Source organism: Paraburkholderia sp. CNPSo 3281 (genome assembly GCF_024206515.1).
Classification (GTDB): domain Bacteria; phylum Pseudomonadota; class Gammaproteobacteria; order Burkholderiales; family Burkholderiaceae; genus Paraburkholderia; species Paraburkholderia nodosa.
The window spans coordinates 1-8,817 of record NZ_JAMBPS010000110.1 but is presented as its reverse complement, the minus strand read 5'-3'; the positions used below and the strand labels follow the sequence as shown (position 1 = coordinate 8,817).

Below are 8,817 nucleotides of genomic sequence, written 5' to 3'. Positions count from 1 at the left end.
GATGCTCGAGCAGTGGTGTACCAACGTGATGCGATCCAAGGTTGAACCCATGAAGGAGGTCGCCCGCATGATCCGAAAACACTTCGACGGCATCGTCGCATGGACCCAGACGCGCCAGACCAACGGCTTTCTGGAAGCACTCAACGGCCTGTTTCAGGCCGCCAAGCGACGCGCTCGCGGCTACGCAAACCTCGAAACCATGCGCACAGTGCTGTTCCTGATCGCCGGCAAACTCAACTTCGCGCCGATCAATCCGCACGCCACGTAACCCATTCAAATCTCAAAAGAGCCACAATAGGTCTTTGGGGAAGTCTGTGCCGATCTCTGCTCTGGCCGCGCGTTCGAACAGCTTGCGGGTCGAATCGGGCACACGCCGGCAACTACCATATATCGCAATGACGATCTTCCGGACGCAATCGATCGACGAGTACAGCTCGGTGAAGACTTCTTCAACAACAGCAGAGAATTCCTGTGAGTTAAGGGCGGCCGTAAAGCCTTTTTGCGCGAGTTCTTCGTTGTCCAGGCAAAGATTCGGCGCGAGTTTTTCTGCCACGCGGCGAAGGGTCAACGCTTTTTGAAAGTGATTGTCGACACCCGCGACGGCTTTTCTTGCGTCTGGCTTGAGGTCGTATGTGGTAGCAAAAAACTGCTTGAACTTGTCAACCTGTCCCCAGCGATCGGGAGTAAAAACGCAAACGAAGGGCGTACGATTTGTCATGGCAAGCTCGTAGTAGGCATCCTTGCTGATGCTTGACTGACCGAGATCAGTGACCAGGACACCCGGTCCCGATTATGTTACCTCACCAGGAAGCCAACTGCAGCGATGGCCACCAGTGTTTCGGCGGGTGGCGTGGCGCCTGTCTGTCTCAGCCAGAATGAAACCCGCAATTGCGCGTGATCCGACTCGCTGCGGCGACAACAGCCTCAATCACGTTTTGTCGTTTGAGTTCAGGGCTGAAGTGCTTCGAGTAAGCGACACTGATCGCTGTCCGCATCTGCCCGCTGACATCCCCGACGAGGGCGCCTACTGAGGAGATCCCCATAACCTGTTCGTCCTCGATCAGAGCATATCCGTCGGTCCGAATCTTATGCAAGGACGCAACAAGTTTTTCCGGGTCGGTAATCGTCTTGGCCGTGCTCTGCTCCAGCGGTTCTAGTCGCAGCAGTTCAAGGGCCTGGTCGTCAGGGAAGGACGAAAGGATGGCCTTACCAATGGCCGTATTGTGTAGTCCAATAGGAGACCCGGGTTGTACCCTGACGGTCACTGGTCCCTTGCCGTCGACACAAAGCAGATACATTGGGGTTTTGTCCTGAAGCACGCCAAGATAACCATCGATACGCATGCTATCAGCCAGCAACTGGAGTTCTCCGCGGGCCTCCAACAACAACGTGTCTCGCGCCATCAGCGCCGCCCCCATATTCAACGTCTGGTACCCGATACTGTACCGACGCGTAACAGGGTCTCGTCTCAAATAATGCTTTGCGGTCAAGGTGTTGAGGAGACGCTGAACGATGGCCGGACTTAAACCGAGCCGACGGGATATTTCTCGAGGCCCCATCGGCTCCTGCGACGCATTGAGTAGCTCCATGACGTCGAGGCCGCGCTCAAGTGATTGACTCTTCATTGGGTCTTGTCTATACGAAAGCCTAGCGGCCTATGGATGGTCGGGTTGGGCGATGGGCCCTTACTTTACCCGATCTTGGCATAGTTCCCGAGTCGAATGGGTCAAAAGCTCGTGTCCGCCATCCGTGATGATAGCCGTATCTTCCACCATCATGCCGCCCCAACCGAGTTCGTAGTAGGGGGTCTCGACGCAGAAGACCATGCCCGGTTCGAGTAGGACGTTCGAATTGGGGGCGATGGGGGGAAATTCATGGGAATGCAAACCGATGCCGTGGCCACAGTGACTCCGCTGGTAATCCGGCAGCGCACCTTGCCGAACAGTGTCGATAGCGATCTTGTAAATGTCGCTGGCCAACGCGCCTGGTCTCAAGGCCGCAATTTGCGCCTGCTCGCCGGCAAGCAGTGCCGCGTAGCGCTCGGCTTGTTGATCGCTTGGGCCCCCAACCGTCAGAGTACGGGCCATGTCTGAACAGTATCCCTGTACGGTGCAGCCAATGTCCATGCGCACGAGGTCTCCGTTCTCAAGGCGCTTGGCGCGAGCGTAGGCATCAACCCGTGAGCTGCGCTCGCCGGACGTAACGACGACGAAGCGCGGGATGCCCCCCCCTTGAACGATAGCGCCGTTAATTTCGCCTGAGATATCGAGTTCCGTGACGCCAGCTCGAATCATAGGCACGATGGATTCGAGCGCTTTGTCGGTGATGCGTGAGGCATGACGCAGCAATGCGAGTTCGCCTGGCAATTTCGTTGCGCGCGCTCGCTTTAACGAAGGCGCCCCGTTTTGGAATGCCACCTGAGGGAATTGCCGCCAAATTGTCCGTGCCAATTTTTCGTCGCGCGTGTCCAGGCCCACGCGGCCGCCGCGGATTTCGAAGCTACGTAATGCGGACACGATCGTATCGACAAAATTGTCACCCGGTTCCGGCATGTCTGCATAGCCGGCCACTCTGGCCGTTGCGCCGACGTAAAAGACGCCGTATCGCCAGATGCACGATGGGTCTTCCAATTCCTCTAAAGCAGCGGCTGCATCGCTCGCGCCAGTAATCAGGGCCACCCGATCGCGTGTTGCGATCGCGGCTTGCGCATATGGACCAGCGTCCTGAAGGATGCTCCGGTAGCCCGTCAGGTAACCGACGTGGACAGGGTCCGTAGTGATGATTGCGTCAAGTTCCGGCGCAGCCGAGAAGAGTTTTTGCCTGCACGAGAAGGCAAGGCTGAGGGAGTGTTGCTCGAGACTATCGACAAAGCTCATGGATTTCTCCGTCCTGGTGGCCGCACCTATTATAGGAACAACGTTCCGATAAAGTAAACCATGTATCAGAGCTCGTTAACCCCCATAACGTTGCCCATGCCCGACGTCGATAATAACGGAACAGTGAACCGATATTAGGAACATACGGACAGCAGGATGTGGGTCTGTCACTTACCTTTCTTGGAGGAGATCGAGATGTTCAAAAAGAGGCTTGGTACTGCGATGTTCGTGTGCGTCGCGGCTGCGGTGTTCGGGCATTCGGCTGCCGTGCTGGCGGACGGCAACGTGACGACCGCTAAGTTGGCTGTCGGAGCTGCGCCCGATGCGCCACCTTTCTCGTATATCCAAGGGGGCAAATTTCTTGGAATTAGCAACGACATCTTGCAGAGGGTAGGGAAGCTAGAAAACCTTGATATGCGTTATCAGCAGATGGCATTCGACGGTTTGATTCCGGCACTCCAGGTTGGACAACTCGATATCGCCGTAAGCGGTATCTTCATTACGAAGGAACGTCAGGCAATTGTGGACTTTTCGACGCCTTATTTCGTCGAAGGTGCTCTCGTCGTAGTTCCGGTGAACAGTGCAATCAAGAGCCTTGCTGAACTCAAGGGCAAAACGATTGCTTGCGAACAGGGCTCTGCCGCACTGAAAGTAGCGCGTGAGCACGCGGCTGAATGGGGCGTCACGCTGCGCATCCTCCAGGATCCGGCAAGTATGCAACTTGCGATGAGATCGGGTGACGTGGCCGCGATGATCTACGACTCCGCACTGGTGAACTATCAATTGCGAATCGAAGGTGCCAAGCCTACGATCAAGATCGTGAGTCCTGTGCTAGATCCGACAGGTATCGCGTTCGCCTTCCCGAAAGGCAGCAAGTGGGTCGCAATCGTCAACCGGGGCATCGCGAAATTGAAAGCCAGCGGCGAATTGGATGCCATTGCGAAGACTTACAACATGAATTGAGGTGCAGCTACTCATGAAAGATTTGAATTGGCTTTGGGATTACCTTCCTTCTCTTTGGGAGGGGTTGAAACTAACGGTGATCCTGACAGCGACATCGATGATTTTCGGCGGCGTACTAGGTTTGCCTCTCGCGTTTATGAAAATGTCCAAGTTCCGCTTAGCAGCTTCGCTTGCCGGAGCATATGGAACCGTCATCCGCGGCATGCCGCTACTCGTCCAAATTTTGCTAGTTTACTTTGGTCTACCCGTGTTGACGGGTGTTCGGACACCCGCAACAATTGCCGGCGGAATTGCCATGGCGCTATACACGGCGGCGTTTCTGGCCGAAGTCTTTCGCTCAGGGATTCAGGCAGTCGATCGAGGGCAAATGGAGGCTGGACGTGCAATCGGGTTTGGTCATTGGCAAACCATGAGACTGGTGATTATTCCGCAAGCATTTCGAACCATGATTCCGAATTTGGCGAATCAGCTTAGCATCACGCTCAAGAATACGTCGCTTTTGTCTGTTATAGGTGTAACGGAACTCACACTCGCTGGGCAGAACATTTACATGCAGAATTTTGACATGATCCGTGTCCTCTCGATAGTGGGCGGCATGTATCTTGTCATATACCTCATAGCCGAACGCATGACCGGCTATCTCGAACGAAGGGTTTCTCGATGAATGCGCCAATTCGTCTTCTTTCTGAGCTCGGAGGTCAATCCGAGCCAGGTGCTAGCGCGCACCAGGTTGCAGCCGAAAGTGTCTCCATGATTTCTGCGAGCGGTGTCGAAAAAGCGTTTGGATCAGTTCAAGTGCTCAATGGCGTTAGCATGTCGGTCGCCGAGGGCGAGGTGGTTTCCTTAATCGGTGCATCTGGATCTGGAAAATCAACGTTCCTCCGCTGTCTGAATTTACTCGAGACGCCGGACGCTGGAACCATACATATCGACGGCGAAGATGTGCTAAGCAGGCGGTACGACGTAAACAAATTGCGTCGAAAGATCGGCATGGTGTTTCAGAACTTCAACCTGTTTAGCAATATGACGGCACTCGAGAACGTGACTCTCGGACCGACGAGGTTGCTGGGGATGTCAAAGCTGCAGGCGAGGGAAGAAGCTGAGGAGCTATTGGCTAAGGTGGGCCTGATTGAGAAGGCCGGTGTAGTGCCGCAAAAACTGTCCGGCGGGCAGAAGCAGCGCGTCGCGATCGCCCGCGCGCTGGCCATGAAGCCGCGTGCACTTCTCTTCGACGAACCGACGTCGGCGCTTGACCCTGAGATGGTACGTGAGGTGCTGGACGCCATCAGGAATCTCGCCCGCGATGGGATGACGATGGTTGTTGTTACCCATGAAATGGGGTTTGCTCGTGAGGCAAGCAAGCGCGTCGCATTTATGCACGGCGGGAAAATCCTGGAAATTGGGCCGCCGGCCCAGGTGCTTGGCAATCCGCGTGAAGAACGAACGCGCGAATTTCTCTCAAAAGTGCTGTGAGGTGGCGCAAAAATGGCAGATCATGTTTTTGAACAATCGACTCTGTGCGTTCATAGGACTGGCGCGAGCACCGAGGGATTTCGGAGCTTTTCTACGCCGGTGTATCGGGCGTCCACGATCGTATTCCCAAGCGCACAAAGTTATCGCGATCGTTCCCTTCAGTTCCCGGACGGATATAGCTACGGGTTGATGGGGACACCAACGACCCGTTCACTCGAGGAACAACTGACCCGACTCGCAGGGGGCCTTCGTTCCGTCCTTGTTCCGTCAGGGCAAGCCGCTATATCAGTCCTCATGTTGACTCTATTGGCGCACGGCGATCATGTCCTGATTCCCGATAGCGTCTACCCGCCGGTGAAGGATTTTGCGGAGGAGGTCCTGCAGCGCTATGGAGTCGCGTTCGACATCTACGACCCGATGAACCTGCAGTCTCTGCGCAGCTCTATCAGAGTTGGGCGGACAAAGCTGATTTGGATAGAAGCTCCGGGTTCGACAACAATGGAAGTCTGTGACATCCGTGAAATCGTAAGTATCGCGAAAGAAAATGATGCGTTGACCGGTTGCGATAACACATGGGCAACGTCGATTTTTTGCAAGCCGATTTCGCTAGGCGTGGACGTCGTGGCTGAAGCGTTGACCAAGTATGTCGGCGGACATTCCGATCTTTTGCTGGGTGCGTTGAGCTTTGCGTCGATGGATGTTTATCTGCAGGTAAGAGAACAACTCGCAAATTTGGGCATAGGTGTATCGCCTGATGACTGCTCTCTAGCGCTGCGTGGCATTGAAACCATGTCAGTGCGCCTGGCACACGTCGGGTCGACCGCCCTGGAATTCGCACTGCGCTTGAAGGACCGCCCTGAAATTGCCCGTGTTATTCACCCGGCGCTTCCGGAGTCTCCCGGACACGAGTATTGGAAGCGGGACTTTCAGGGGAGTACTGGCGTATTTTCTGTCCAACTGCAGATGCAAGACACGGCGCAAATCGACCGGGCACTGGGTCGTCTTGAATTGTTCGCAATCGGCGCGTCATGGGGAGGGACGCGAAGCCTCGTTGCACCGATGTCGCTCGATGGGCAACGTAGCTTTGGAGCGGGCAGTTGTAATTCAACGTATTTGAGATTCAGCGTCGGATTGGAAAGTCCGCTCGATCTTTGGCGTGATATCGAGCGATTGTTGTCAGCCCTTTAGTTAATTTTGTTCTATCGAGGAGGGGTACTTTTGATATCCTCGGTGATGATGGTTGGCAAGGTGCCGTTGGAAATCGTCAGTTATTTTGTGTTGATGGTTTTGCTGGTGGTGTAAAAGGTGCTAAAGGTTGGGTTGACTGCCTGCTTGTGTGGTCGGCAAAGTTATTAATGTGCTGCCCATTTACTCTATAGTAACTAATTTTGTGCCGTCGCTAACTTTGGCTTGGTGGCGAGACTTAATTTTACGAGTAGTTTATTTCTTGTCGATTAAGTTAGTATAACTAATATCAAGAGGCGAATTGATTTTTAGATTGGCGATATCGGAGGCGGAGGAGATATGATGAATAGGATTTTTGCTGCAGCTGTACTTGGGTTGTCTGTAACAGTATGTCATGCTCAATCCAGCGTAACCCTTTACGGGGTCGTGGACGACGCTTTCATGTTCAATTCCAACGATGGCGGAAAACATCAATACGCCTTGATGGACGGCGCGATGAATTCCAATCGTTGGGGATTAAAAGGAAATGAGGACCTAGGGGGCGGATGGGCTGCGCTGTTCGCCGTGGAGGGTGGTTTCTCCTTAAATTCGGGGGCGATGGGGAACAGTAACACGTTGTTCGGTCGACAATCGTTTGTCGGCCTTTCCGGCCCCTACGGCAAGGTGACGTTAGGACGTCAATACTCCGCTGGCGATTCTTACACCGGTGAACTGTCGGCGGGTGGGACCTGGGCGTTCAACGGTTCGGGCGCCGGGGCGCACCCGGCAGATGTCGATAATCTGGACGACTTCAGGTGGATAAACAATGCGATCATCTATGCCACTCCCGAGTACAGGGGGCTGAGCGGGAAAGTAATGTATAGTCCTGGCGGTGTTCCCGGTTCGACAAAACAGAACAGCATCATCGGATTAGGTGCAGGATACAATAATGAAAACCTACGCGTCGGCATCGGCTATCTTATAGTTAATAATCCGAATTATTCTTTTTACGGTAACAATGCTGGATCCAGTACGACCGGATCGAATTTCTGGAGTCCGGTTGATTCGGGATTCGCCTCAGCGGGGTCCGAGCGGATATTTTCTGTCGGTGCATCTTATAGTATTGGCCCCGCAACACTCGGCGCTGTCTACAGCAATACCCAGTTTAGAGATTTGGGGAGAACGCCGGTGGAAGGACTGACAGACACGGAAAATGCATATCGTGGCACGCAAACATTTAATATCGGCGAACTCAACGCAACATATCAGTTTTCGCCTGCGACGCTGATCGGGGTATCGTATTCTTATACGCATTCATCGGGCGTCACATCCGCCACTTATCATCAGGTAAACATCGGATTCGACTACAGCATTTCGAAGCGTACCGACTTTTATGGGGGTGTGGTGTATCAGCGTGCAGCGGGAACCGATTCGCGCGGCCTGCCTGCTGTAGCTAACATTGCAGCGGTTGATCCATCGTCTGGTCAAAACCAGACCGTCGCTCTAGTCGGAATAAGCCACAAGTTTTAAGTGGCTCGAGGCGGCCGTCACGAAAGTTGTGGGGGCCGCCTCCTGTCGGTTACTGAATGTCGATAGGTTCTTGTTCTGTGGATCGAAGTGACTGCCGGCATATTTGACAGGCGACTAGTCGACTGCGTCATTGAAATGGCACTGGCCGAATTCGTCGTGATGGATCATCGTATTTCCATTTGATCGGCTTGGGATTCTTGTTGTGCTCGCGGATGTAGCGCATCAGCTTGCGGTCCAAATCCTTCACCGTGGTGAAGATGCCTCGCGCAATTACATCGCGCTGGATGCGCGAGAACCAGTTTTCCACCTGATTCAGCCAAGAGGTATAGGTTGGCGTGTAATGCAACCGCACGTTGCGGTGTTGTCGCAAGAATTCGTGCACGCGCGGTGTCTTGTGGCTGCTGACGTTGTCGCAGATCACATGAATCTCTTGTTTGGGCCGCTGGCTGGCGATAACGTCGGTGAGGAAGGCCACGAACTGTTCGCTGGTATGGCGCGGTGCGGTCTTGCCGATGACTTCTCCGGTTGCCGTATTGAGCGCAGCGAACAGGCTAAGCGTGCTGTTACGTTTGTATTCGAAGCCATGGCTCTCGGCGCGCCCTGGCGACAGCGGTAGCATCCGATCCTTACGATCCAGAGCTTGAATTGCCGTCTTCTCGTCCACGCAGAACACCACCGCATGTGCGGGCGGGTTCAGATACAGGCCGATGACGTCTGCAGCCTTGGTCTCGAAGTCAGGGTCGTTTGAGACCATGTGCGTATCGAGTCGATGGGGGCGCACGCCGTGCTTGCGCCAGATGCGCTGTACCGT

The 8,817-nt window shown here is 54.3% G+C and carries 10 protein-coding genes; 6 read left to right on the top strand and 4 right to left on the bottom strand.

Going from position 1 to position 8,817, the window contains the following annotated elements:
* Positions 1–268 (top strand): transposase (locus M3I56_RS39955; protein WP_254358550.1); only part of this gene is annotated, 268 nt, incomplete at its 5' end.
* A 12-nt stretch (positions 269–280) separates the two neighbouring features.
* Here the strand turns inward: M3I56_RS39955 and M3I56_RS39950 are convergent.
* The 3 genes from M3I56_RS39950 to M3I56_RS39940 form a co-directional block, all read right to left on the bottom strand.
* A complete protein-coding gene (locus M3I56_RS39950; protein ID WP_254358549.1) occupies positions 281–718 on the bottom strand; it encodes a hypothetical protein in 438 nt (145 codons plus the stop codon).
* Between the two features lie 148 nt (positions 719–866).
* Positions 867–1,625, bottom strand: a complete 759-nt coding sequence (locus tag M3I56_RS39945) for an IclR family transcriptional regulator (RefSeq protein WP_028209118.1) — start codon at positions 1,623–1,625, stop codon at positions 867–869.
* 60 nt (positions 1,626–1,685) lie between these two features.
* On the bottom strand, positions 1,686–2,876 hold the full coding sequence (locus tag M3I56_RS39940) for a Xaa-Pro peptidase family protein (RefSeq protein WP_028209117.1): 1,191 nt from the start codon (positions 2,874–2,876) through the stop codon (positions 1,686–1,688).
* Positions 2,877–3,071: 195 nt separating this feature from the next.
* Here M3I56_RS39940 and M3I56_RS39935 point away from each other — a divergent pair, with 195 nt between their 5' ends.
* From M3I56_RS39935 to M3I56_RS39915, 5 genes are all read left to right on the top strand, one after another.
* Positions 3,072–3,839: an ABC transporter substrate-binding protein gene (locus tag M3I56_RS39935; RefSeq protein ID WP_028209116.1), complete on the top strand. Its 768-nt coding sequence runs from the start codon at positions 3,072–3,074 to the stop codon at positions 3,837–3,839.
* 13 nt (positions 3,840–3,852) lie between these two features.
* On the top strand, positions 3,853–4,503 hold the full coding sequence (locus tag M3I56_RS39930) for an amino acid ABC transporter permease (protein WP_028209166.1): 651 nt from the start codon (positions 3,853–3,855) through the stop codon (positions 4,501–4,503).
* Positions 4,504–4,589: 86 nt separating this feature from the next.
* Positions 4,590–5,312: an amino acid ABC transporter ATP-binding protein gene (locus M3I56_RS39925; protein WP_254319272.1), complete on the top strand. Its 723-nt coding sequence runs from the start codon at positions 4,590–4,592 to the stop codon at positions 5,310–5,312.
* Positions 5,313–5,324: 12 nt separating this feature from the next.
* Positions 5,325–6,500: a PLP-dependent aspartate aminotransferase family protein gene (locus tag M3I56_RS39920; protein ID WP_254358548.1), complete on the top strand. Its 1,176-nt coding sequence runs from the start codon at positions 5,325–5,327 to the stop codon at positions 6,498–6,500.
* A gap of 336 nt (positions 6,501–6,836) precedes the next feature.
* Positions 6,837–8,006, top strand: coding sequence for a porin (locus tag M3I56_RS39915; protein WP_081772117.1), 1,170 nt, complete (start codon positions 6,837–6,839; stop codon positions 8,004–8,006).
* Positions 8,007–8,133: 127 nt separating this feature from the next.
* Here the strand turns inward: M3I56_RS39915 and M3I56_RS39910 are convergent.
* Positions 8,134–8,817 (bottom strand): IS630 family transposase (locus M3I56_RS39910; RefSeq protein WP_254358547.1); only part of this gene is annotated, 684 nt, incomplete at its 5' end.